At 31.6% G+C, this 24,572-nt stretch carries 20 protein-coding genes; 15 read left to right on the forward strand and 5 right to left on the reverse strand.

Annotation, left to right across the window (positions count from 1 at the left end):
• Positions 1-258: 258 nt before the first annotated feature.
• The 7 genes from BN2665_RS07050 to manZ all read left to right on the forward strand — a co-directional run bounded on the left by BN2665_RS07050 (position 259) and on the right by manZ (position 7,091).
• Positions 259-1,143, forward strand: a complete 885-nt coding sequence (locus BN2665_RS07050; protein ID WP_055666413.1) for a YIP1 family protein — start codon at positions 259-261, stop codon at positions 1,141-1,143.
• A gap of 29 nt (positions 1,144-1,172) precedes the next feature.
• Positions 1,173-1,475, forward strand: coding sequence for a hypothetical protein (locus tag BN2665_RS07055; protein WP_055666414.1), 303 nt, complete (start codon positions 1,173-1,175; stop codon positions 1,473-1,475).
• 242 nt (positions 1,476-1,717) lie between these two features.
• Positions 1,718-4,510, forward strand: a complete 2,793-nt coding sequence (locus BN2665_RS07060; protein ID WP_055666415.1) for a sigma-54-dependent transcriptional regulator — start codon at positions 1,718-1,720, stop codon at positions 4,508-4,510.
• A 50-nt stretch (positions 4,511-4,560) separates the two neighbouring features.
• Positions 4,561-4,983, forward strand: a complete 423-nt coding sequence (locus tag BN2665_RS07065; protein ID WP_055666416.1) for a PTS sugar transporter subunit IIA — start codon at positions 4,561-4,563, stop codon at positions 4,981-4,983.
• Complete coding sequence (locus BN2665_RS07070) at positions 4,980-5,459, forward strand: mannose/fructose/sorbose PTS transporter subunit IIB (protein ID WP_055666417.1); 480 nt, start codon at positions 4,980-4,982, stop codon at positions 5,457-5,459. The genes BN2665_RS07065 and BN2665_RS07070 overlap by 4 nt, the downstream gene beginning before the upstream one ends.
• Before the next feature lie 26 nt (positions 5,460-5,485).
• Complete coding sequence (locus BN2665_RS07075; RefSeq protein WP_341452625.1) at positions 5,486-6,253, forward strand: PTS mannose/fructose/sorbose transporter subunit IIC; 768 nt, start codon at positions 5,486-5,488, stop codon at positions 6,251-6,253.
• A 10-nt stretch (positions 6,254-6,263) separates the two neighbouring features.
• On the forward strand, positions 6,264-7,091 hold the full coding sequence (gene manZ, locus BN2665_RS07080) for a PTS mannose transporter subunit IID (RefSeq protein ID WP_055666419.1): 828 nt from the start codon (positions 6,264-6,266) through the stop codon (positions 7,089-7,091).
• 272 nt (positions 7,092-7,363) lie between these two features.
• Here manZ and BN2665_RS07085 read toward each other — a convergent pair whose 3' ends face one another.
• Both BN2665_RS07085 and BN2665_RS07090 read right to left on the reverse strand, forming a co-directional pair.
• Complete coding sequence (locus BN2665_RS07085; RefSeq protein WP_055666420.1) at positions 7,364-8,695, reverse strand: peptidoglycan bridge formation glycyltransferase FemA/FemB family protein; 1,332 nt, start codon at positions 8,693-8,695, stop codon at positions 7,364-7,366.
• 195 nt (positions 8,696-8,890) lie between these two features.
• The gene (locus BN2665_RS07090) at positions 8,891-10,618 is read right to left on the reverse strand and encodes a methyl-accepting chemotaxis protein (protein ID WP_055666421.1); all 1,728 of its coding nucleotides are present in this window, start codon (positions 10,616-10,618) and stop codon (positions 8,891-8,893) included.
• Between the two features lie 347 nt (positions 10,619-10,965).
• Between BN2665_RS07090 and BN2665_RS07095 the strand changes: the two genes are divergently transcribed.
• The 5 genes from BN2665_RS07095 (at position 10,966) to BN2665_RS07115 (ending at position 15,832) form a co-directional block, all read left to right on the forward strand.
• Complete coding sequence (locus BN2665_RS07095; RefSeq protein WP_055666422.1) at positions 10,966-11,178, forward strand: hypothetical protein; 213 nt, start codon at positions 10,966-10,968, stop codon at positions 11,176-11,178.
• Between the two features lie 180 nt (positions 11,179-11,358).
• A complete protein-coding gene (locus BN2665_RS07100) occupies positions 11,359-12,555 on the forward strand; it encodes a C40 family peptidase (protein WP_074042272.1) in 1,197 nt (398 codons plus the stop codon).
• A 189-nt stretch (positions 12,556-12,744) separates the two neighbouring features.
• Positions 12,745-13,497: a tRNA1(Val) (adenine(37)-N6)-methyltransferase gene (locus BN2665_RS07105; protein ID WP_055666424.1), complete on the forward strand. Its 753-nt coding sequence runs from the start codon at positions 12,745-12,747 to the stop codon at positions 13,495-13,497.
• A gap of 16 nt (positions 13,498-13,513) precedes the next feature.
• Positions 13,514-14,356 (forward strand): 16S rRNA (cytidine(1402)-2'-O)-methyltransferase, encoded by an 843-nt coding sequence (rsmI, locus tag BN2665_RS07110; RefSeq protein WP_055666425.1) that lies wholly within the window; start codon positions 13,514-13,516, stop codon positions 14,354-14,356.
• A 192-nt stretch (positions 14,357-14,548) separates the two neighbouring features.
• Positions 14,549-15,832 carry a C40 family peptidase gene (locus tag BN2665_RS07115; protein WP_055666426.1) on the forward strand — a complete coding sequence of 428 codons (1,284 nt, stop codon included), beginning with the start codon at positions 14,549-14,551 and terminating at the stop codon, positions 15,830-15,832.
• A 44-nt stretch (positions 15,833-15,876) separates the two neighbouring features.
• Here the strand turns inward: BN2665_RS07115 and BN2665_RS07120 are convergent, their stop codons facing one another.
• Complete coding sequence (locus BN2665_RS07120) at positions 15,877-16,122, reverse strand: AbrB/MazE/SpoVT family DNA-binding domain-containing protein (RefSeq protein ID WP_055666427.1); 246 nt, start codon at positions 16,120-16,122, stop codon at positions 15,877-15,879.
• Positions 16,123-17,007: 885 nt separating this feature from the next.
• Here BN2665_RS07120 and fsa point away from each other — a divergent pair.
• The 3 genes from fsa to BN2665_RS07135 all read left to right on the forward strand — a co-directional run bounded on the left by fsa (position 17,008) and on the right by BN2665_RS07135 (position 21,986).
• Positions 17,008-17,655 carry a fructose-6-phosphate aldolase gene (gene fsa, locus BN2665_RS07125; protein WP_055666428.1) on the forward strand — a complete coding sequence of 216 codons (648 nt, stop codon included), beginning with the start codon at positions 17,008-17,010 and terminating at the stop codon, positions 17,653-17,655.
• A 561-nt stretch (positions 17,656-18,216) separates the two neighbouring features.
• On the forward strand, positions 18,217-18,807 hold the full coding sequence (locus tag BN2665_RS07130) for a DUF1836 domain-containing protein (RefSeq protein ID WP_055666429.1): 591 nt from the start codon (positions 18,217-18,219) through the stop codon (positions 18,805-18,807).
• A gap of 1,184 nt (positions 18,808-19,991) precedes the next feature.
• Entirely contained in the window at positions 19,992-21,986 is a 1,995-nt protein-coding gene (locus BN2665_RS07135) for a methyl-accepting chemotaxis protein (protein ID WP_055666430.1), read from the forward strand.
• A 259-nt stretch (positions 21,987-22,245) separates the two neighbouring features.
• Here the strand turns inward: BN2665_RS07135 and BN2665_RS07140 are convergent, their stop codons facing one another.
• Positions 22,246-22,926, reverse strand: a complete 681-nt coding sequence (locus BN2665_RS07140) for a M15 family metallopeptidase (RefSeq protein WP_055666431.1) — start codon at positions 22,924-22,926, stop codon at positions 22,246-22,248.
• 226 nt (positions 22,927-23,152) lie between these two features.
• Positions 23,153-24,424 (reverse strand): methyl-accepting chemotaxis protein, encoded by a 1,272-nt coding sequence (locus BN2665_RS07145; RefSeq protein ID WP_055666432.1) that lies wholly within the window; start codon positions 24,422-24,424, stop codon positions 23,153-23,155.
• Positions 24,425-24,572 lie beyond the last annotated feature (148 nt).

Genomic DNA, 24,572 nt, shown 5'->3' on the forward strand with positions numbered 1-24,572 from the left:
TCTATCTACCATCTTTTGTGACAAAACCATAAGAAAGAATTAAACTTGTAGAAACTGCTATCTTAAAGGAAATTAAGTTTATGATATAGGTCAATTTACTAAGTATGATGAAGTAGAGATATAACTTGATTTATGAAAAGCATCGATAATTTATAATAAGTTTACAAATTCCTTAGGGAATTTATCATTAAAACAGAGGATTTAAGTAATACCTTATAGAATAATCATTAAGAAGAATGATGTAAAAGGGTGATATATATGTATTTTTGTGTTAATTGTGGTAATCGTATTGAAAATGAAAAAAATCTATGTAATATATGCGGGACAGATATGAAAAAGATAATAGAAACTAAAGAAAACATTGATTTTATTGCTGTAGAATCAAACAGGGGAGATATGGGAAAGGCTTTAGATGAAATTAAAAAAATGGCAAAGGAAATGATTACGAGCCCCATTACTGCATTAGAAAAATTTTCAGTAAAGGCTTCTAATAAAATTGCTGTTTTAATCATGATAATAATTGGAATTATTACCTCCCTCCTAAACATTTGGTTTTTTAAAGCCTTGTTAGGCTTCGTAAATAATATTAGGAAGAATTTTGATGACCTTGGTTTAAATCGAAATAATATAAATAGTATAATTCCTAAAGATGATATTACAGTATTATTAAATAGATTATTTCAGGAAAATAAAATAAGAATACTTGCATATTCTATTAGTTTTTATATAATAAGTATATTGATTATTTCACTGATACTTTTTGCTGTGTGTAAATATGGGTTAAAAAAACAGGTGTGCTATGGTAAGGTAATGAGAGGTTTTATTATTGCAAGTGCACCCTATGTCCTATTCAAAGCATTAGCTATTGCAGCTAGTTATATATCCTTAGGATTAAGCATGTTTTTTATAATTATGGCCTTAGGAAGCCTAATAATTTTTATTTACAATACTCTTAAAATAAGTCTAGAAATTGAAGACAATAAAAATGTTGTTATAACACCTATAATTGTTTCAATTTTGATGTTAGCTGTAATGGCCTTAATAAATTATGGAATTAAGGATTATATATCAACTTCTTCTGTAAGGCAGTTTATAGCTATTTGGACTAATACTATATTCAGAACAGGAATTTACGGATACTAATACTTAAAGCTATATATGGAGGGGATTTCTTGAAGACTACTACTATTATAATGATTGTGGCAAGTTTGTGGTTTATAGTTTTTGGAGTACTTGCTTTTTTAAACAAGGGTCTTAGTGGAAGAATGAAAGCTTATTTAAGCGGAGTTAAGGATAAAGAAGCTTATCTAAAATTTAATGGAATCTTTAATATTTTTACTGGACTCATAGGTATTATATTAGGGATAGTGGATTACTTTTTAAAGAATAATATAATAGCTGTTTTAATATTTATATTTCTCATTGTATTAGCAGCTCCTATACAAGGAATACTAGGCAGAAAGTTTAGGGAATAATTTTAAAAAATAGAAAGTAAAAGTTCAAAGAGCAAAGTGCAGTGAAGGAATTTTTTTCTTCACTGCTGATACAAAAAAGCGAAATTTGTAGATCGTGGCTAAGCATTAGCCACGATTTTTTGTAGTGATTTTAATAAAGATAAAGTGTATTATTATAATTAAGATAGTTAATACAGTTTTAGATTAATACACTAAAGGGAATAGTATGTGTATTCATATAATAGCTGAGAGTGGTGAAAAGGATGAAAAGAATAGATAAAATCTATAACCATTTAAAGGAGAAAACCTCCAAATTAACCTTGGAAGAAATAGAGCAAGGTAGAGGCTTTACTGCTTCAGAAATAGCAGAAGAGCTAGGAATGTTAAGAAATAATGTGAGTATGGAACTTAATGAATTAATAAGACAAGATAAGGTGATAAAGCTAAAAGGAAGGCCTGTGCTGTATCTAGATAAAGTTGAAGGGGAAAGATTAAGTTCTCACAAATTAATCTTCCAGCAGAGAAAAAAAGATAAAAAAGATAAAAAAGAAGAGAAAAGCAAGGAATCTCCTTTTGATTTAATTATAGGAGCTCGTGGAAGCTTGAAAAACCAAATAGAGCAAGCTAAGGCTGCAGTTCTATACCCGCCTAATGGATTGCATACTCTAATTCTAGGGCCTACAGGAGTTGGAAAGACTCTTTTTGCCAATATGATGTTTAGTTATGCTAAATATATAGGAAAGCTTAAGGAAGAGTCCCCTTTTATAGTTTTTAATTGCGCAGATTATTATAACAATCCCCAACTTCTCATATCCCAAATCTTTGGTCATGTAAAGGGTGCTTTTACTGGGGCAGAGGGAGAAAAAAGCGGGTTAGTAGAAAAAGCTAATGGAGGAATTCTGTTTTTAGATGAGATACATAGGCTTCCTCCAGAAGGACAGGAAATGATCTTTTACTTCATGGATACAGGAACCTTTAATAAGCTTGGAGAAACAGAGAGAAATAGAAAGTCTAGTGTGATGATAATATGTGCTACCACAGAAGATCCTAATTCTTCTTTGTTAAAAACCTTTGTGAGAAGAATTCCTATAATAATTAATATACCTTCCTTAGAAGAGAGGCCTATTAGGGAAAGAGTAGATATAATAAAACATCTGTTATCTAAGGAAGCTATGAGGGTAAATAAACCTATTAAAATAAGTGGAGACGTAATAAAAGCTCTAGTAGGTAGTGTGTCCTATGGTAATATAGGACAGCTAAAATCTAATATTCAGCTTATATGCGCTAAGGGCTTTTTAAATAGTATAGAAAACAAAGAGCAGGTTTATATAGATTTTAAAACCCTGCCTAGCAATATAAAGGGAGGCATTTTGGATTTAGGAGCTAGAAGAAAAGAGTTAGAGGAAATATCTCCTTACTTAGATTCTGATATGGTCGTAAGGGCAGAAGGCAATTTAGAATTAGTTAAAGGGGATACCTACGAACCACCTTTTAACCTTTATAAGATTATAGAAGATAAGGCAAGTATTCTTAAGGATGAAGGTGTAGATGAAGAATACATTAAAAAGTTTATAACTACGGATATAAATCTGCATATAAAATCTTTTTATGATAAGTTTAATATCAATCCTAATAGTAAAGAAAAGCTGCTGAAGATTGTGGATGAAGAAATACTAGATTTAGCAGAAGATATTAAAAGCTTAGCAGAAAGGAGACTAAATAAAAGATTTAGCCATAGATTTTTATATGCCATCAGCCTTCATGTAAGTGCATTTTTAAAAAGAATGCAGGAAGATACTCCACTAAAAAAGTATGCTAACAATATAGAAAGCATAATGAAGGAGAATCCTGAGGAATACAGGGTAGCTTTAGAGATTAAAGCCTTAATTCAAGAAAGATATAACATTTTAGTGCCTGACATGGAGGTAGTTTATTTAACCTTGCTTTTAACCTCTATAGATGACAATCAAAAAGCAGAAGATAATGTGAAAATAGGGAATGTAGGTATAATTGTGGCTGCTCATGGCAGCAGTACTGCATCCTCTATGGTAAATGTGGCTATTAAGCTTTTAGGAGATTATAATGTAAAAGCTATTGATATGCCTTTAGATATAAGTCCTAAAAATATATTAAAGGACATAATAGATATAGTTAAAGAGATAGATATGGGGAAAGGTGTGCTCATACTAGTAGATATGGGATCTCTAACTACCTTTGGGGCAGAAATAGAAGAAAACACAGGCATAAAGGTAAAGACTATAGATATGGTATCTACTCCTATTGTATTAGAAGCTGTTAGGAAAGCTAATGTTTTTGATATGGATTTAGATAACATTTATAATTCTCTTAAGAGCTTTAAAGGTTATGGAAAATACCAAGAAGCAAATAATAGGGGGAATGATAAGGCTATAATAACCATATGCTCCACGGGAGAGGGCACTGCAGTAAAATTAAAAGGCTTAGTTCAAGATGTTATAGAAAATATAACGGAGGAATATATAAATATAATTTCTATAGGAATACACAATTTAAAAGAGGATGTAGAAAAACTTAAAAATAAATATGATATCATGGCCTCTGTGGGGGTTATAGATCCTAAGCTGGAAGTACCTTTTATACCTTTAGAAGATTTAATAGAAGGCAGTGGAGAAAAAGTCATAAAGGATTTGGTGAGTAAAAATCATATTAAAATCATTCAAAAGGAAACTAAGGTTATAGCTAAGGATCTTTGTGAAGATTCCTTAAAACAGTTTTTAACCTATTTAAATCCATATAAGGTAACACCTTTAGTTCTTAATTTTATAACTCGTTTAGAAGAAGAGCTTGCAAAAGAGTTTAATAATTCTATGATTATACGGCTATCCATACACACAGCCTGTGCCTTAGAGAGAATGGTAACTAAAGAATATTTAACATATGCTATCCATAGCAAAAAGATAAATAGTGAAAGGTTAATAAAAATAAGAAAAGCAGCTGAGATTTTTAAAGATTCTTTAAATCTAGAGCTTACAGAAAATGAATTATATTATATATCAGATATTTTAGAAGAAGAGTAAAGGGAGAAAGGAGGTCGTTGAACCTATAATAGGTCAACGAGTTTCATATAATGGTAGCAATAATTATAGGAACCCATGGGAAACTATCTCAAGAGCTATTAAGAGCCTCTGAAATGATATATGGTAAACAAAATAATATTACAACTATTGACTTTGAGCCAGAAGAAGGAATCCATAGCTTAAAAATAAAATATGAAGAGGCACTAAGACGTTTAGATATTAGCAAAGGGGTACTTATTTTAGTAGATTTGTTTGGAGGTAGCCCCTACAATGTAGCAATAAATATGGCAATGAATAGGGAAGAAATACAAGTAATTACAGGAGTTAACCTTCCTATGATTTTAGGAGTATATTCCTTAAGAGAAAAGGGAGAACTTAGAGAATTAGTTAAAGTGGCTCAAAGCTCAGGTAAGTTAGGTATTATACCCTTTAAAAGAAATAGTGAGTTTTCAGGTAAGGAGGACTTTGAATGAAGATAGTGTTAGCTAGAATTGATGATAGATTGATTCATGGTCAGGTGGTAACAGTATGGGCAAAAGAAACCGGATGCAATAGAATAATTGTGGTTAGCGATGAGGTGGAGAGGGATAGTTTAAGAAAAACTCTGCTTGTACAGGTAGCTCCCCCAGGTATAAAGGCTCATGTTATAACTGTAGAAAAGATGATTAATATATATAAAGATCCTAAATATGATGGTTTTAAAGCTCTCCTACTATTTACTAGCCCCTTAGAGGTATTAAAGGTTATTGAAGGTGGAGTAGAGATAAAAAGTGTTAATATAGGCGGAATGTCTTTTAAAGAGGGGAAAAAACAAATAACTCCTGTAATATCAGTAGATAATACTGATATAGAAGCCTTTAAAAGACTAAATGAAAAAGGTATAGAGCTAGAAATAAGAAAAGTTGCAGCAGATAATAAGGTAAATTTGATGTCTAAAATAGAACTATAAGTTTTGAGGTGAGATTTAAAATGACCATTTCAGTAGGGCAATTGGTGGCTATTGGAATAATAGCAGCGTGGGCTGGCATGGAAGGCATAATAGATGAATTTCAAATACATAGACCTCTGGTTGCATGCACATTAATAGGCTTAGTGCTAGGAAACGTAAAGACCGCCATAATATTAGGTGGTACTCTTGAGCTTATGGTTTTGGGGTGGATGAACATAGGTGCTGCTATATCTCCAGACTCTGCTTTAGCTAGCATAATAGCTGCCATACTGGTTATATCTTCAAAACAGGATATCGGAACAGGCATAGCTATTGCCGTGCCTATAGCCGCGGCTGGTCAAGTTTTAACCATATTGGTGAGAACTATATCTATAGGAATACAACATAAAGCTGATGAATATGCTTCGACAGGTAATTTAAAAGGTATAGATATATGCCATTTAAGCGCATTAGCTCTTCAAGCCTTAAGAGTAGCAGTACCTAGTCTTCTTGTGGCCATGGTAAGTGCATATAAGGTTAAAGCTATACTTGGACTTATTCCTGAATTTATTACTAAAGGTCTTCAAATATCCGGCGGCTTCATAGTGGTAGTAGGCTATGCCATGGTAATGAATATGATGGGAGTTAAATATCTCATGAGCTTCTTTTTTCTTGGTTTTGTAATAGCAGCTTTTACAAATTTCAGCTTAGTGGCCATAGGCATAGTAGGTGTGGCATTAGCCATAATATATATTCAACTAAATCCTAAATATCATGTTAGCGGAATTTCAAAAGAAGATATAGATGATTTATAAGGAGGGTATCATGAAAAAGGAGGAAAAGCTTTTAACTAAAAAGGATTTATTTAAGGTGTTTCTACGCTCTAATTTACTTCAAGGCTCCTGGAACTTTGAAAGAATGCAAGGCCTAGGCTTTTGCTTTTCTATGATACCAGTAATTAAAAAACTCTATAAGGGCGAGGAACAAAGGATAGTCTTAAAGCGTCACTTAGAGTTTTTTAATACTCACCCTTTTATGTCAGGGTCTATAATAGGCGTGTCTGCGGCTATGGAGGAAGAAAAATCTAAAGGATTACCCATAGAAGAGGGAAGCATAAATGGAATAAAAGTAGGTCTTATGGGACCCTTTGCAGGAGTAGGTGATCCAGTATTTTGGGGAACTATTAGACCTGTACTAGCAGCTTTAGGAGCTTCCTTGGCCTTAGGAGGAAATATATTAGGGCCCCTTTTATTTTTTATCCTTTTTAATATTATTAGAATAGCTACTAAATGGTACGGACTAGTTTATGGCTACGAAAAAGGAACGGCTATAATTAAGGACATGGGAGGTAATAAGCTTCAGAAACTTACGGAGGGAGCTTCTATTCTAGGACTTTTTGTAATGGGGGCTTTAGTGGCAAAATGGACCCATATAAACATAGCTTTGGAAATATCCAGGTTTAAAAATGCCGCTGGTGATGAAATGGTTATAACTCTTCAAAGTATGCTAGATCAGCTTTTACCCGGGCTAGTGCCGCTACTGTTAACCTTTTTATGTTCTAAGCTTTTGAAAAAGAATATTAATGTTTTATGGATTGTTTTAGGTTTATTTGCACTAGGTATTATAGGTTATAGCTTGGGAGTTTTAATTTAGTATTCAGGAAAAGAATAAAGTGGTGATAGCTATATAAATAGGTAAGTATATATAGCTTTGTCACAGCAAACGGTAGATGTGTTTTATGTAGGGCTATATCACAAAAACTGGTAGGCATACTGTATATGAAGTTTTGTCACAAAAACCGGTAGATATTTTATAACTACCGGTTTTTGTGACAAAATCATAACAGCAATCCATCTACCGTATTTTGTGACAAAACCATAAGGGCCGAAGCATAACACCATACTATGCTATGCTTCGGCCATAAATTACCTGTTTCTAATTTTATTTCTAAGTTCCTTAAACTTAGGGAACACATACTTAAACATATTATAAATAACAGGGTTGATAACCAAATCAAATTCACCTATAAATTCAACAAATTTGCCGTTAAAGCCTTTTTTAAATTTGTAAAGTCCATAAAGAGGATTCTCTGGATTAAGATCTCCCGAAACACCTCTAAAGTCATATAAATAGCAACCTAAATCTATACTGTCACATATCATGGCATACTGCATTAAGAAATTAGGCATAGCATCTCTTAAAAAGTCCTCAGAAGCACCGTAAAGATACCAAGCTTTTCCGCCGTAAGCAAGATAAATAGCACCAGAAAGATATAATTCCTTACCTTTATACATCTCAATATCACTTATCCTCTTATTAAAGCCCTCTATCTGCCTCTCTGCTTCCTTTAGCTTTGTATCACTATCAGAAAGCTTTTTATTTAGCTTTGTAATTTTACCTTCATCAGTTTCTATGCTCAATTGCTTGTTGATTTCTTCAATTTTAGCAAGAGCTCTTTCTTTTGCAGCAGTTTGCTTTTGCAGCTTTTCATTTATTCTATTAAAATCCTTGTCATAAGAATATTTAATCATATATAGCCTAGTATGAGGAGCAAGGCATTCAATCATATCCTTAAAATATTCCTTATGACGTATGATGAAATTATCTCTTTTTCCGGTAGTGACCATTATGTTGTGAAAACTAGTTAATATATGATCATCTAGATTAGAAGCATCATAAACCTCTACAGATAAACCTCTATCCTCAGCCACCTTTATGTTATATCTAGTTTTACTTGAAAAACTATTGAAAACAGTCTTTTTTATATCCTCTTTATCACCCTCAGTAGGCAAGTCTAACCTAAAAACAAAATTAGGTTGAATGCCTTCAAAATTCTTTGAGTCCTTATTGTTAAATCCAATGCTTTGCAAAAAGTTCTTGATTTTCTCACCATTATCACAAAGCACTTCATTCTCTCTAAGATGAATATCTGGGTCTATAGTCAAGAAAGCAATCTTATTGCTTTTTGCATAATCCCTTAGATATTCAGTAAACTCTATTAGAAGCTCTTTATTATTATAATCGCAGACAAAACCTCTTGGAATATAACCAATATAGTTATTTACATAAGGTATCTTTCTTAATATTATTAAAGCTATAAGCACAGTGTTACCAGAAGAGTCATGCCCTGCTATGTACTTAGGGATCCAATCCTTTTTTACCTTTGCCCAGGAAGAACTTTGAAAAATATGGCCTTTAAAATGACTTTCATTAAAGCTATCTATATCATTGGCCTTCACTTCTATGAAACTATACAAATTATTCGACTTCCTTTCCTCTTACATTGTAAGCTATCCACTCTATTTTATATTAAGGAGCCTTCTATTTCAAGAGTAGCCTGTGTAAAAAAATGTAAATATATATAAAAAATTTATTAAAATATAAAATGCATCAACGTAAAATTCTATATTTAAGAATCTTTGGTTGATGCATAAATATTTAAAATATCTTAATTATATTTTAAAGCTTTGTACTATTTCATTAAGCTTTTGAGCTAGTTCTGCTTGGGATTGAGCAGATTTTGATATTTCCTCCATACCTAGGGTAGTATCACTCACACTATTTAAAATTTCCTTTGAACTAGAAGCTGCAGTGTCGGAGGTAGCTGCCATAGTTGAAATAGCAGTATTTACTTCCTCCATGGCGGCATTTAATTCTGCTGACATAGTAGCTAGATTTTCTGACATATTATTCATAAATTCAGCATCTTCGCCATATTGTATACCTGATTCCACAAAGGTTTGAAGCTGAGGAGCAACTTGAGTATTTATAAACTTTAATATGTCCTGAGCATTTAAGCTTAGATTCTCAAAGGCGGATTGTACTTGATTTATAATGGTCTGAATGCTTATTACAGTAGAGGATGATTGTTCCGCTAGCTTTCTGACTTCTTCCGCTACCACTGCAAACCCCCTACCTTGTTCACCAGCTCTAGCGGCCTCAATAGCAGCATTTAAAGCTAATAGATTTGTCTCCTCAGCTATACCAGCGATTATATCAGCCATTTTCCTAACCTGACTTACAACCTTTCCTTCCTCAATGGCCTGAATAATTTTTTGTTCTTTCTCTTTATAAATTAGGTCTGTATCTTTTTTAGATTGGATACCGCTATTTTCAATTTTAAAGGCTCTTTCCTTTATTTCACTGGAAACATTACTTCCTTCAGTAGCCTTCTCCGATAACTCATCTATGCTGCTGGTTACCTGTACTATAGAAGCATTTACTTCTTCTGCTATGGAATGTGCATTTTCTGTACCAGAAGCTATGTCTTTAGAAAATTCGTTTATAGTGTCTAGCTTAGCAGTTATCTCTTCCACTGTAGCAGATAGCTCCTCACTAAAGGCGCTTAAGTCATTTGATTTATCTGAAATTTCTTTTACAATATTTCTAACCTTATCTCCAGCATCATTTAAAGCTTGGGACAGCTCTCCGAACTCGTCCTTGTTTTTTATGTTTATATTATGAGTTAAATCTCCATCAGCTACTGCTTTAGCAAATTTAACACAATTTTTTAAGGATTTTGATATGTAAGAAGATATAAATATTCCTAGGGATAATGCTAAGGTCATACAAACAGCATTAACAATAATTATTTCTGTAATATTATTTTTATAGATTTTTTCATTATCTTTAAAAGTGTTTTGTGAAGTTATAAATTTAGAATTAATCAAGTCATCTATGTTAGCCATCATACTTTCTCTTAAATTATTTACAAAAACAAGCTCCAACTCCGCATCGTTATATTTTTCATTTCTTACATGATCAGCTACCTTTACTCTAGTGTCTCTATATCTAACTAGATAAGCTTTAAAGGCTACCCAAAGCTTTGATTCTTTTTCATTTAGGTGTGTTTTTTCTATAGCTGCTATCAGTTTATCATTAGTCATAGTAGCGGTATCAATATTAGATATGTATATTTCAGTCTTAGATTTATCTTTTTCATATACTAGAGCGTAAAGATTAGCTTTTATCTCTATTAAATTTTGCTTTATGGTATCAAGAGCGTGAATTGGTTCTAGATTGTCTGTATACATATGACTGGTATTGGTGTTTAACGTTTTCATGCTCATTAATGCACTTATACCTAACATCAAGGTTAATATAGCAACCAAAATGAAAGAGGTAATCAGCTTCGTTCGTATCTTCATAGTACGTATTTTATTATTTCGCATTAGTTTCATAGGTTTTCCCCCCGTATTTTTACAGTGATATATTGTAAATATCTTATGAATAAATTATACCTGTTAATAGTTTGAAAAGCTAGAAAAACTATTTATAAGCAAGACAAAAAATAACAAATTAGTGTATAGAAATTTAACAAGCTTAGGTATTAAGGAGTAATAATTTGTCTCTTTACATCATATAGTTTTATACATGGAGAAGAATAAAGAATTACAGTTACTATCTATAAGTGTATTAATAATTCTTAAGAAAGGTATTTGTAAGTCTTACAAATGGTATTAATCATCACATTTTATCATATTCAACTGCATGTTTACAAAAAATTAACTTTATAAGGATGTGGAGAATGTTGAGTTTTTATTTTTTAAAGGAAGAAATATGCGCAACCTGTGAGTTTTGGGGAGTTAAGAGGGTTAAATATTCTAATTTTGTAATGCTTATGGGGGAAGAAGGAAGATGTAAGAATACTAAAGGATTTAATGGTTTAAAAACTCTGGAAATGTCCAAATGTCAGTGCTGGGAGCTAATAGATAATGGTGACGAAAAAGGTAAAAATTAAAACCATGAATTAACATTGTGCAATTTATGATATTAATGGTATAATAGGCTCAGTAATTGAAAAAAATAATAGTGATTGATAGGTTTTTGTCAATTAGTCAATAATAACAAAAATATAAATTAAATATATATAAATGGGGGAGCCCCATAAATCTAAAAAGTTTAGAGGGTGGAAATGGAAATGAACAAGAGATTACTGTCGGGAATACTAGCCGTAGGCTTAATTATGAGTACTAGCACAGCAGTGCTTGCGGAGCCATTAACTGAGACCCAAAAGTTAGAACTTCAACAAAAGCAACAAGATTTTAGACAAGCATCTTCAAAATTAGAAGAATTGGAAGCAACTCTTCAAAAAATGGATAGCGAAATTGAAAAAGTATTAAGAGAACTTAATGACAATAAAAGTAAAATAGCTTCAAAGGAAAAGGAAATAACTTCCATTAAGAAAGATATAGAAAAGGCGGAAAAAGAACTTGCCGAAAAGGAAGAGATTTTTGGCAAAAGAATGAGGGCCATATATAAAAGTGGTTCCCCAGGATATGTAGAGCTTTTATTAGAGTCAAAAAACTTTAGTGATTTAATATCTAAAGTGAGAGCTGTAGCGAAATTAATGGATTTTGATAAAAAGATAATAGATGAATTAAATAGCAAGAAAAAAACATTAGAAGATAAAACTAATGCTCTAAATAGTCAAATTGAGGAATTAAACGTTTTAAGAGCTGAAAGTGAAAAGAAATTAGCTGAACTAAACACTAAAAAGGATGAACATAAAAAGGTATTAGACCAAGCTAAGGAAGAGAAAAAGAAAGCTAGTGTTAATTTGGCTGAAAAGGAAAGATTGATGATTGAATTCCCAGCTAGGATTATAAATAATTCTAGCAGTAGTACAGACGACATACAATCATCTATAAACACTCTTAGAGAGATAAGAAAGAATGTTGTAGTTATAGATAAAGAAATAGTTAATCTTATAGAAAAAGGTAAGTCCATAGTTCAAAACAGGAATACATCCACGGCTTCAAGAGGACCATTGCCAGCAACTACCAATTCTTTGCTGTTATATGCTTATAGATTCATGGGAGTTCCCTATGTATGGGGAGGAACTACGCCTTCAGGCTTTGACTGCTCAGGCTTTACTTCCTATGTATATAGAGCCTTTGGATATAATATAGGAAGAACTACATACGATCAAATAAATGTAGGTGCATCAGTTTCCTATTCTCAATTACAGCCAGGAGACCTAGTGTTTACAAGAGGAGTAGAACATGTTGGAATATATGTGGGAGATGGTATGTATATTCATGCTCCTTACACTGGTGAAAGAGTAAAAGTTTCTCCAATTTACGGCTTTAGCGGGGCTAGAAGAGTTTTAAGATAGAAGATTCTTAAATGTACAAATACATAGTTTACAATACATTATGTTTTAAAGTGGCTTAGGCCACTTTTTTTCTTTCAGATCTTAATATCAATTCTTTCACATTGTTTATTATGAATTGTGAATTAAAATAACTATGTTATAATATAAAAGAGAAAAAATAGCAGATTTAACCTTGGAAAGAGTGATAAAATGATTGAACACTATATGCAATATATAAAAGAAGATGAAAGTTTAGATGATCTTCAATTAAATGGATTACATCTAATTCAAAAAAAGCAGGCTTTTAGATTTGGCGTAGATGCAGTGCTCCTTGCAAATTTTGCTAAGGTGAAAAGGAACATGAAGGTTATAGACCTTTGCACAGGAACAGGCATAGTTCCTTTTTTATTAGCGGGCAAAACAGAAGCCTCACATATAACTGGACTTGAGATACAAGAAGAAATGGTAGAAATGGCCAAAAGAAGCACTGTTATAAATAATACAGCGGATAGGCTAGAATTTATAAAGGGTGATTTAAAGGATTTAAAGCTTATACGGAGTATAGAAAAAGCAGAGGTAGTTACTGTAAACCCTCCTTATAAGTTAAGAAGCTCAGGAATAATAAATCTCAGGGATAAGAATGCTATAGCTAGACATGAGATATGCTGTACCCTAGAAGATGTTATAGCAGCCTCAAGGATATTATTAAAGGATAATGGCAGATTATATATGGTACATAGACCAGAAAGGCTTGCAGATATATTATGTCTTATGAGAAAATATAAAATTGAACCTAAAACCATAAGAATGGTACATCCAAATACAAAAAAAGCCCCTAACATTGTTCTAGTGGAAGGACAAAGGGATGGAGGAGAATTTTTAAAATGGGAAGCTCCTTTATATGTGTATAAGGATGAAGGTGGATATAGTGAAGAGATAGATAGGATTTACGGAAGAATTTAAAAAAGGAGGGTCTCTTTTGAGTAAATTATACATAGTTCCAACGCCCATAGGAAATTTAAAGGATATAACCTTAAGGGCTTTGGAGGTGCTAGAGAATGCAGATTTAATAGCTGCAGAGGACACAAGACAATCCCTTAAGCTTTTAAATCATTATAATATTAAAAAGCCTCTTATAAGTTATCATAAGCATAATGAACAAGAAAAAAGTGAAAATCTAATAGATAGACTAAAAAATGGGCAATCCATTGCTCTTATATCAGATGCAGGCACTCCGGGCATATCTGACCCTGGCAGTGCCATCATAATAAAATGCATAGAAGAAGCTATAGATTTTGAAGTTCTGCCTGGAGCTACAGCTATAACTACAGCCTTGGTTTACTCTGGATTAGATACTACGAAGTTTATATTCAGAGGTTTTCTTCCTAGAGAAAATAAAGATAGGAAACCGATAATTGAAGAGCTAAAAGGGAGAAGAGAGACTCTAATATTTTATGAAGCGCCTCATAGGATATTAGACACCTTGAGCTTTTTAAAGGATAACTTAAGTAATAGAAAAATAGCTTTATGCAGAGAGCTCACTAAGCTTCATGAACAGATTTTAAGAATGACCATAGAAGAGGCTCTTGAGCATTATAAGAGTGTGGAACCAAGAGGAGAATATGTGCTTATAGTGGAAGGAAAAAGCGAAGAAGAAATAATAAAAGAGGCACAGGAAACCTGGGAAAGCCTATCCATAGAAGAGCATATAAAAAAGTATATGGATGATGGAATTGACAAAAAAGAAGCGGTTAAGAGAGTTGCTAAAGATAGAGGATTAGCTAAATCAGAAGTATATAAGCATTCTATAGGATTAGAATAATAGAAAATTGGGTATAAAACAAAAATGTACTTTGGATATGGAAAAAGTACATTTTTTTTGCATATTAAACTTAAATAATATTCAAATGTCGATAATAATATGACAGATTTTAGAGAAATAATATTGGTTATAGACTTTTTTGATGTTATAATAAATAAAAGAGTAAAATGGGGGAGTAGGTGAAGTGAATATATGGTAAGAAAGAAAATAGTTGCACTTTTTCTTCTTTTAGGGCTATTGTTGTCGCCAGTAACAGAAGCTTTTGCAGCTCCAAGCGGTGGACAAGATGCTAAAAGTAATGCAGAAAATCAGCTAAAACAAAATGAAAATGATTATAAAACAGCACAAGAAAAAGTGAGTCAACTAGAAAGTGATATACAAAAATTAGATTCGCAAATAGAGAAGACTCTTATAGAACTTGAGGAAAATAAAGTTAAAGTAGCTAAGAGTGAAGAAGATGTAAAAAAAGCTGAGAAAGAAGTGGAAAAGGCTAAAGAAGAAATAACAGCTCAACAAAAGCTTTTAGATAATAGAGTGAGGGTATTATATAAGAGTGGAGTAACAGGATATTTGGAGCTCATAGTGAACTCAGAAAGCTTCAATGATTTAGTAGATAAGTTTCAAATAGTTTCTAGAATGGTAAAATACGATAAACAAATTGTAGATCAGATGGAAGAGAAAAGAGACAACCTACAGATAAAAAAAGTTACCCTAGAAGCTGAAAATGCTAAGCTGGTACAGCTTAAAAAAGAAAAAGAGCAAAAGCTATCTAAACTAAGTGAAAATAAGAAAGAACAAACAGCCTTAATAGACGAAGCGAGAAAGCAAGAAAAGCTTTTAGGAGAAAAAGTACAAGTATCTAAAAACGAAGTACAAAAATTGCAGCAAATATTAAGTATGATAGCTATAGCTACCAACGAAGGAAAAAGTATTAAAGAAATTCAAAATGCCGTTAGTTATCTACAAGGACTAAATTCTAGTGAAAGCTATATTCAAGAGGCTATTAACAGAGGAAAACAAATTATAAGTGATAAACAAAAGCCGCCTACTGGTGGGGGGAACAATGGAGGAAATAATGGAGGAGTAAAACCTCCTACAGGAGGTGGACAGGTTTCAGGTAATGCCATGAAGGTTGTACTATACTCCATGCAATTTCAAGGAGTACCCTATGTATGGGGAGGAGAAACTCCAGCAGGCTTTGATTGTTCGGGCTTTGTGAGATATTGCTATGCAAAAGCCGCAGGAGTATACCTAACTAGGACAACCTACACGCAGATAAATGAAGGTACTCCTGTAGATCGATCTCAATTAAAGCCAGGGGATTTAGTATTCTTTGGAACTCCAGCAGATCCTAATCATGTGGGCTTATACATAGGCAATGGAAACTATATCCATGCTCCTAGAACTGGAGACGTGGTGAAGATATCCTCTCTTCAAGGGAAAAATTATTTGACTGCAAGAAGAATAATTCCTTAATAAATTAAAAGAAATTAAAAAAAGCGACTTCCGTCGCTTTTTTCTTATTTGTCAGCTTTAATTTCGCCTAAACAATCCTTACAGATATTCTTACCTTTGTAGTTTATAACATCTCTAGCATTTCCACAGAATATGCAAGCTGGCTCATATTTCTTTAATATGATTTGCTCTCCATCTACATAAATTTCTAAAGCATCTTTCTCTGCAATGTCTAGAGTTCTTCTTAACTCTATTGGAATAACTATTCTTCCTAACTCATCTACTCTTCTTACTACACCTGTTGATTTCATAATATGTTCCTCCTTTTTATTACACCTTTCGACATGTGTTAATTAAATCATAACAATTATGTCATATAAAGTCAATAATTAATTTGAATTTTTTTTGTTTGTTTACAAAATTCTTACTAAATTCCATCTATAGTTAATATACTACCATTATATTGAAATGTCAATATGCATTTAAAAATTATTTAGTAATAAATTGAAATTTGATGAAATGGCTTGTACCAGCATATATGCAGATATATAAGTTTTAAAAAAGAGGATTTTGTACAATATAAATATTTTTTTTTACAAAAATCCTTGATGAATAAAATAGTAATTAGTTGGATAAAATTATAATTTGTATGTCGAATTAAAATATCAAATATCAATATTTAATAGTAAAATAGTAAATATTAATATAGAGTCGCATATTTTTTTCTTAGTTTTTATAAAAAACTGAAAAATAACTATTGTAAATAGTTATTTTTTCATAATTAGTCGTAGAAATCAGTTCAAAAAGTATGATTTACAATAAAAAGTAAAAAGTTATTTGTAGTATTATGTTGAAAGTAAATTTTTATAAAAAAATATAAAGAAAAAAATTCATGAAAATTTTTTATGTGATATACTAATGCATAATATATTAAGTACAAATAATAATATATAAGAATATATAATAAATTAAAAAACATCTTATAGGTACATTTAAAACTAAACTAGTATTATTATGAGGTATATAGTTAAAAAATATGTAATAAAGGCTAGTCTATACTATAAACCTTTACATTTTGAAAAGCAATACTATTTGTTATATAATTAAAGCATAAGTGATGAGGATAGCAAGACATCGTTGAAAATCTTAGATTAAGAATAGCGAACTTTGAATTATAAATAAAGGGAGGTAATTTTATGAAATTTTTTATTGACACTGCTAATGTAGAGGAAATTAAAAAGGCGGCAGAATTAGGTATACTAGATGGTGTTACTACTAATCCTTCTTTAATAGCAAAGGAAGGAAGAGATCTAAAAGAGGTTATTGAAGAAATATGCTCTATAGTGGATGGACCAATAAGTGCAGAAGTTATGAGCCTAGAAGCTGATAAAATGGTAGAAGAGGGTAGAGAGCTATCAAAACTACATAAGAACATAGTAATTAAAATTCCTATGTGCGTAGAAGGCTTGAAAGCTGTTAGCAGATTATCAAAAGAAGGAATAAAAACAAATGTAACCTTAATCTTCTCAGCTCAACAAGCACTTATGGCAGCTAAAGCTGGAGCTACCTATGTAAGTCCTTTTATAGGAAGAATGGACGATATTGGTAATGGGGGACTTCAAATAGTAGAAGATATAGTAGAAATCTTTGATTTCTTTGGTATGGAGACAGAGGTTATATCAGCCAGTGTGAGAACACCAATGCACGTACTTGAGTGCGCTAAGGCTGGATCACATATTGCCACTATACCTTATGGAGTTATAATGCAAATGGTAAAACATCCTCTAACAGACATAGGCATACAAAAATTCGTTGATGATTATAATAAATCTCAAGGCAAATAATAAATTTTAAATAAAATATAATAAGTTTCAAAAAGTTATAAAAAGTCTCTTTGTGGATTATTTCTAAAGAGACTTTTATTTTTTCCACGAGAATTATCCACAGACAAAAGAGGAATGTTATTTTATGCAATCTCTGATCTATAATAAAATAATAGTATATTTTTAATATTTCGACAAAATCATACTAAAAATATTACCTAATGCATAAAGTTAATAACATTATTCCACAAGAAATAAACAGCTTATCCACAGTGAAAATGTGGATAATGTGTACAAGTATTAAAGAAGTGCTGAATTATTATAAAAAACTTATCCACAAAAGCTGTTGATAAAATGTTGGTAAATGTGGACAACTATTTATAAAAAGTGTAGCATGATTAATTTTTAGTATATTTCATTCAAGAAAAAGTAAAAACTTTTTTTATTTGAATAATTTTATTATAACTTGTTAAAAATCAATAATAAAGTAGCAAATTAGAATAATTTAACTTGTAATAGGTTTATATATACCTTATAATATAATTAATGATAATATAGTCAATCTCTTTTGGAGGGGATAAAATGAGTGAAAAAAATTTTAATACATCTGAAATCATGGAATTAGCAAAAGAAATGTCTCAAAATAATATGGTGGCCTACGAAGAACTTCCAAAATACGATTTGTTTTTATCTCAAGTTATAGACTATCTTAATGATAAGTTTTCAGAAGAGAAATATACCAACAATATAGTGCAAAATTATATTAAAAGTGAAGTCATATCAAAACCGGAGGATGGTAAAAAGAGAGGCTATACAAAATTGCATCTTGCTCAATTGGCTTTATTAAGCTATATGAGACCGGTTTTAACTACAGAGGAAATAAAAAAGGTTTTTAGATTAGCTTTTAATGAAATTAATGACAGAAGTGATGATATAATATCTTGGGAAAAAGCTTATAAAATATTTTCTGACATCCAAAAAGATAGTTTTGACGGATTTTTAAGTAATAATTTATTTGATGATAAAAAGCTGGATCATATTACAGAAGAGCTCAATTTAGCTAATGAAGATGAAGAGAGGATAAGAACCTTTATTGTAGTTATGTCTTTAGTAGCTCAAGCTAGCGTCATTAAAAAGCTTGTTCAAAAAATAGTAAGAGAATACCACGAATAGAGCAGCTAGTTATTTTCTATGTTTCAAGGTAATCTATGATAGATTTTAGAAATTATAGATAAACAATACAGAAACTTGATTTATACATGTTCCATAACGCTAATCTTAACGGTTTATGGAGCATGTATAAATTAATAGTTGAAGTTGTTTTCCTATAAATTCTTTCAAAATATATCATAGATTTTTTTTATTTGCTTCAAATATGTATATATAAGTTGAAAGGATTTGATAAACATGGAGCACATGGTAAAGGTTATAGGTAATCTGGGGATATGCCTAAAAGAGAATTAACGTATAAGTTACCATTAATTAATATTTTATTAATAAAGCTATGTTATTCTAAATATAAGAATTAATCCCCCTTATAAATAGAATAAATTAAACTTTAGAAAAATGCATAAAGAAAAAATACTCTATCTTAGTATTTTTTCTTTATGCTAAATTACCACTAAATTAGCCCTTAATGTTTCCCTTATATATAAATAGACACATTAATTTCCTATGAAATTAATGTGTCTATTATTTTTATTAGCAAGAGCCTCCGCCAGAACCAGTTACTACAGCAAAGCTATTTCCAAATAATCCTTTTGTATGAACAATTTTCGCATCTTCAAATAAAAAAGAAAATTCTTTATCGGCTACAACCTTTACTCCATCTATGGTTATTGCTTCATCTTCATTTTTTTGTTCATCCAGAACAATTCCAAAGCTAGGGCCGCCTCAGCCAAAGCCTTTTATAACTACTCTAACTGCTTCTTTGTTTTTTTCTTCTAAAGTTTTTTTAAGAACTTCTATAGTATCGCTATTTATAGAAAACCTCATAAAATATACCTCCTAATTACCCCGTGGGGGTATCTATGGTTTTATTATAATATTTTACTATTAGTATGTCAAGATTTAATAACTTTATAATTTTAATAATTTATCATAAAAAGAACAAAAATTAATAATTACATAAAATATCACAATAAAAATAAAAAAATGAAAAATACTAGGTAGTTAATATCTATTTTTAACATATTTAGACAAATATATTCATATTTTTATCTAAATATGTTAAAATTTAAAATAATATAATGTATTTTCATAAAATAAAAGCTAAAAAATTACTAAAATCGACTAAAGATTAAGTTATTTGACTCGATTGTATTATTAATATTGATATTTTAAGGAGGAATGGGAGTATGAAAAAAAAGAAAACTTTAAGAAAAGAGATTACTATGTTATTAATTTTGGTTTCCTTGATTCCTTTAATAGCAATATCCATTGGTAGTTTCTATGTTCTTCAATCAAACTTAGTAAAGGATTTTCATGATATTATACATAATAATTTAGGACAAGTATCCCATGTGATGAAACTTGATAACAAAAATAGCAAGGAAATCATAGATTACTTTTCTAATGATCCTAATGCTAAAGCAATTATGACAGCGGATTCTAACCTTTGGCTAAAGAAAACCTTTGAAGGATATGTATCAACGCATAAGGATATTGCCACCCTTTATATGGGGACAACCACAGGAAAAATGATTATTGCTCCTGAAGCAACTTTACCAGAAGGCTTTGATCCAAGAACCAGAGATTGGTATAAGCTAGCTGTAGAAAGCCAGGAAAAAGTAATAATGACAGAGCCTTATGTAGATGTCAGTAGTAAAGAAACCGTTCTTACTATAGCTAAAGCAGTAAAGGATGAAAGTAGTAAGCTAGTAGGTGTAGTGGCAATAGACATCAAATTAAATCAGATAACAGAGCTTGTCAACGGAATAACCTTAGGAAGTAACGGATTTGCCACAGTAATAACAGAAAAAGGTTCAATTATAGCTCATAAAGACAAGAATTTAATTGGAAAAGGTATTGAAGAAAAACCATGGATTGAAAAGGTACTAAGCATAAAAGATGAGACTGCTGAAACTGTTAACATAGATGGTGAAGATTATTTAACCTTTAAAATTACAGAAAAGGATTCAGGATTAAATGTAGTAGGGTTTATACCAGATAAGGAAATTATAAATATATTAGTAAAAGCCATGCTAACTCCTGTTATAATATTAATTATTTCCTTGATTATAATTCTTATACTTGGAAGAAAATTCTCTTCAAGGCTTAGTGAGCCTATTAACGGACTAGTTAAAGTACTAAATGTTTTAAAACAGGGCGATTTTACTAAGAAGGTTGATAAACATAGAAGAAATCCATATGAAATAGATATAATCATCGATGCATTAAATTCAGTAATAGAGGATATGGTACTGCTTCTAAACAATGTACAAGAAACCTCTAATAGCGTCAAGGATGCGTCTGAATCCATGTTTATAATAACCCAAGAATCTAGTCAGGTAGGGGAAGAAGTAGCAAAGGCAGTACAGCAGATCGCAGAAGGTTCTACTGAACAGGCTTCTGAATTGGATGAAAGTGTTATAATATCAAATAAGCTAGGAGATGAAGTTAAAAACTCTATAAATAACGCCAAGAGCATGCTAGAGCTGGCTGCTCAAGTTAAAACATCCTCAGATGAAGGCCTTCATGCTGTAATAGTGCTAAAGGATAATTTTAAAAAGCAGGATGACGCTAATATAAAGGTTCAGGAAAAAGTCACTATAGTATCTGAAAAATCTAATGAGATAAGCACTATCACTAATACTATTAAGACTATTACAGAACAGACAAACCTTCTAGCTTTAAATGCATCCATAGAAGCTGCTAGAGCAGGAGAAGCCGGCAGAGGCTTTGCAGTGGTAGCAGAAGAGGTTAGAAAACTAGCAGAGCAATCTGCCAGCTCAGCAGCAGAAATAGGTAAGGTTATAGAAGAGATAAAAAGCAGTGTGCAGGCACTTTATGAAGAGATCCTATATACTAGAGATCTCAATGTAAACACTGGAGAAAGTGTAAATATAACTACTGATAGATTTGAAAATATCTCCACCATGATAAATGAACTTGAAGAAAGTGTAAATAAGGTGGGAAGCTCCTTAAAAGAGATTAATGCAAGTAAGGATACTGTGGTTATGAAGATAACTGAGGTAGCTACTGTAGCCCAAGAAACCGCAGCTACTACCGAAGAAGTAAGTGCATCCTCTGAGGAACAAGCTTCAGGCTTAAATGAAATAGTACTTTCCTCTGAAAGACTAAAAACTTTATCAGAAACTTTAGATGAGCTCATTAAAAGGTTTAGGTTATAAAAAAAGCGACGGTTGTCGCTTTTTTTAATGCACAGTTCACAATTCACAATGCACAATTGAGGAGGATTTTTCTACGCTTCTCTACGAAAAATCTAAATTTATAGTTTTAATGGTTTTAGCCATAAAAAAGCCGTGGCTAAGCATTAGCCACGCTTTATAAGTTCTCAATTTTTTCGCAGCGTAAGCGGAGAAAAAATTTACCTTCATTGTGAATTGTGCACTGTGCATTGTGAATTAAATAAAAATTACGAAGTAATTTTTATTTTAAAAAGTCTTCTAGCTTGACATCCAAGATAGGATAGTTATCAGCCTCGGTATCATCAAAGTGCCACCATTCAGTTTCTATTTTAGCAAAGCCATGTTTTACCATGATCTCGGTGAGAAGACTAGCATTGAACCTAGCGTTTTTAGAGGTGCTTGTATTATTTCTATGAGCGCTAGGATTAAACTCGTCAAAACCTGTAGGCATTTCAAGCTCGTTGCCTTTAGCATCTACTAAGGTTATATCCACAGCGGCTCCTCTATTGTGTCTAGAGCCATTTACATAAGGACTAGCTATGTATCTCCTATCCTTTACCAGTTCCCAGAAGTATTCTTGAACTTCTACAGGTCTGTAAGCATCCCAGATTTTTATCCTATAGCCAAGCTTTTTAAAATCATTATTAGCAGCTATGAGTTTATTCAAGGTACCCTTTTGTAATGCACATATATCTGCATTATATACCACTTTTTCTGTGAAATTATTATTTGTGGCATATCTTAAATCTATAGCAATGCTATCATCATAATCGCTAACCATAACTAAGCCCTTTATTTCTTTTTTCTTAGCATCAGTATCAGTAGGAGCTCCTTGCATGGATTTATTTAGTATGGTGACCTTAGTTACAGAGCTCTGATTAGCTCCATAGTTTACCTTGCTGCTAGAATAATCTCTAGCCACATAATAACCTCCTAGGAAAGCTATCACTGTGAGTAATAAAATGCCTATAATAATTGAAAATATCTTCAAAATCTTCATAGTTTATCAGCAAAAGCTGAATATTCCCCCCAAATCTTTTATCAATGCACAGTAGATAATTAAAATTTACGCATTGAACATGATATTATATTATACATCAAATATTTCTACTATGAAATCAGGGATACATAAATATTTTATTTAAGATTTATATTTTATAAGGAGATACCTTTTTTTCTAGCTCTTTAGAAATATTTAATAAATCTTCAGCAGAAGTTCTTATGGATTTAAGGTTATGAGCTTCAGAGGCTATTGAGGTGGATACTTGTTCCGTATTAGCGGAATTCTCCTCAGATAAGCTTGAAATATTGGTTATTTCTTGTACAGCTTGGTCACAAGTTTTATTCAGATTCTGTGATTGATCCCAAACCTTATTTATATTGCTAACTATATTGGAGAGGGAATGATGAATTTTATTAAATCTCTCATCGGTTTCTGAAAGATAACTTTCTTGCTCTATAACAATTTTAGAAATTTTACTTATTTCTTCTACGGTTTCTGATACTCCTAGCTGCACTTGATTAATAAGAGTATAGATTTTTTCGGTATACTCATTAGATTGCTGAGCCAGCTTTTTCACTTCTTCAGCCACCACGGCGAAACCGCGACCTGATTCACCAGCCCTTGCTGCCTCTATAGAGGCGTTGAGAGCTAGCAGGTTTGTATTATTAGAAATGCTGCTTATGACATCCACAATTTTGCTTATTTCCTTTGAGCTTTGCTCAAGGTTTTTTATTGAATCCGATGCCTTATCCATAGCCCTTCTTGTATCTGCCATTTTAGTGGAGTGAGAATCTATATTATCCTTACCAAGAGTTACTTGTTTAAGAGTGGCCTCTGAAAGGGATTTGGACTCTGACATATCTCTGCTTATATTATCTAACCCTGTTGCTACCTTTTCTATAAGGGTAGTAGATTTTTCTACGTTGGAAGTCTCTTCCGCAGCAGACATAGCTAATTGAGAGGTGGCTGCGTTCACTTCCTCTAAAGCGCTAAAGGTGTGTTGTAAAATAATGTTGTTATGATCAGCAGAATTATGTACAACGGAGCTAAGCTCTTTTATGCTTTTAATTAGTGATTTTAATTGATTTAAGGTTGAATTTAAACTTTGAATAGTCTCATTTTTACTAGATAAGGCTTTTTCATCAAAACTAAAGGTAAGATCATAGTTATTAAGGCTTTCACAAAAGTCATTTATAATGGAAAAAGGTTTTATGAATCTCTTTGCATTTTTTACAATGGAGGATATGCCAATTAGTAAGCCGGCACCTATATAAAATAAAATGTTTATATAAAATTTTTCACCACTTAAGCCTAATACCTTACCTGAAATTATTGCTAATATTAAGGTGGAAGGCAGTACCAACCCCATAGTGCTGATAATATACTTTCTTATTTTATTCTCTTTACCATTTCTCATATAGTCACAACTCCCTTTAGCTAATTATTTATACAGATTTCATTATAACATAAGTAATAATAAATATTAAAAAGAATTATAATACTATTTAAATATTATGTACAAAATTACATAAGATTTCTAGCATATTTATACAAAATTATAAATT

Source organism: Desnuesiella massiliensis (assembly GCF_001403615.1).
Taxonomy (GTDB): Bacteria; Bacillota; Clostridia; order Clostridiales; family Clostridiaceae; genus Desnuesiella; species Desnuesiella massiliensis.

Coding starts and splice junctions, on each gene's coding strand:
- BN2665_RS07050 (WP_055666413.1), top strand. CDS start 259: ATGTATTTTTGTGTTAATTGTGGTAATCGTATTGAAAATGAAAAAAAT.
- BN2665_RS07060 (WP_055666415.1), top strand. CDS start 1,718: ATGAAAAGAATAGATAAAATCTATAACCATTTAAAGGAGAAAACCTCC.
- BN2665_RS07065 (WP_055666416.1), top strand. CDS start 4,561: ATGGTAGCAATAATTATAGGAACCCATGGGAAACTATCTCAAGAGCTA.
- BN2665_RS07070 (WP_055666417.1), top strand. CDS start 4,980: ATGAAGATAGTGTTAGCTAGAATTGATGATAGATTGATTCATGGTCAG.
- manZ (WP_055666419.1), top strand. CDS start 6,264: ATGAAAAAGGAGGAAAAGCTTTTAACTAAAAAGGATTTATTTAAGGTG.
- BN2665_RS07090 (WP_055666421.1), bottom strand. CDS start 10,618: ATGAAACTAATGCGAAATAATAAAATACGTACTATGAAGATACGAACG.
- BN2665_RS07095 (WP_055666422.1), top strand. CDS start 10,966: ATGTTGAGTTTTTATTTTTTAAAGGAAGAAATATGCGCAACCTGTGAG.
- BN2665_RS07100 (WP_074042272.1), top strand. CDS start 11,359: ATGAACAAGAGATTACTGTCGGGAATACTAGCCGTAGGCTTAATTATG.
- BN2665_RS07105 (WP_055666424.1), top strand. CDS start 12,745: ATGATTGAACACTATATGCAATATATAAAAGAAGATGAAAGTTTAGAT.
- BN2665_RS07115 (WP_055666426.1), top strand. CDS start 14,549: ATGGTAAGAAAGAAAATAGTTGCACTTTTTCTTCTTTTAGGGCTATTG.
- BN2665_RS07120 (WP_055666427.1), bottom strand. CDS start 16,122: ATGAAATCAACAGGTGTAGTAAGAAGAGTAGATGAGTTAGGAAGAATA.
- fsa (WP_055666428.1), top strand. CDS start 17,008: ATGAAATTTTTTATTGACACTGCTAATGTAGAGGAAATTAAAAAGGCG.
- BN2665_RS07130 (WP_055666429.1), top strand. CDS start 18,217: ATGAGTGAAAAAAATTTTAATACATCTGAAATCATGGAATTAGCAAAA.
- BN2665_RS07135 (WP_055666430.1), top strand. CDS start 19,992: ATGAAAAAAAAGAAAACTTTAAGAAAAGAGATTACTATGTTATTAATT.
- BN2665_RS07145 (WP_055666432.1), bottom strand. CDS start 24,424: ATGAGAAATGGTAAAGAGAATAAAATAAGAAAGTATATTATCAGCACT.